Source organism: Caballeronia glathei (genome assembly GCF_000698595.1).
In the GTDB taxonomy this organism is placed as follows: Bacteria; Pseudomonadota; Gammaproteobacteria; order Burkholderiales; family Burkholderiaceae; genus Caballeronia; species Caballeronia glathei.
The window spans coordinates 1-557 of record NZ_JFHC01000290.1; the positions used below are offsets into that span (position 1 = coordinate 1).

Here is a 557-nt window from a genome sequence, read left to right on the forward strand (position 1 = left end):
CGGCCGAAGAGGGTCGAACAGCGCCCGTTAAGGGACGCGCACAATGAATCTCCCTTCTTACGAAAGGAGATTGTCATGGAACGTCTGAATTCCGCTGGTGGTCCGCACGTCCGTGGAACAAGGGCAAGCTGACCGGCCAGAAGCCGCCATTGAAGCTCCGGGAAATCTGGGCGATTCGGACGCGACTTCAGATGTCGTTCAATGTTCGTGAGTTGGCGCTGTTCAACTTGACGATCGACAGCAAGCTTCGGGCATGTGACTTGACGCGACTACAAGTGCAGGACGTCTGCGTCGCAGGCCACGTGGTTTCGCGAGCAACGTTCATGCAGCAGAAAACTCAACGACCAGTGCAGTTCGAAATCACGGAGCAGACTCGGCAGAGCGTCGCGGCGTGGATTTCCGCGCGAGATTGGAAACCCGCCGACTATCTCTTTCCGAGCCGGCTGCGTGGCTCACCTCATGTGTCGACACGTCAGTACGCGCATCGTTCACCGTTGGGTCGCATCGATTGGACTTGATGACGCGGCGTATGGCACTCGCACGATGCGCCGTACGAA

General features: G+C 58.0%; 1 pseudogene. It reads left to right on the forward strand.

The annotated features are described in order from the left end of the window. Window positions 1-75: 75 nt before the first annotated feature. A pseudogene (locus tag BG61_RS38830) lies at window positions 76-557 on the forward strand (tyrosine-type recombinase/integrase); the annotation flags it as partial.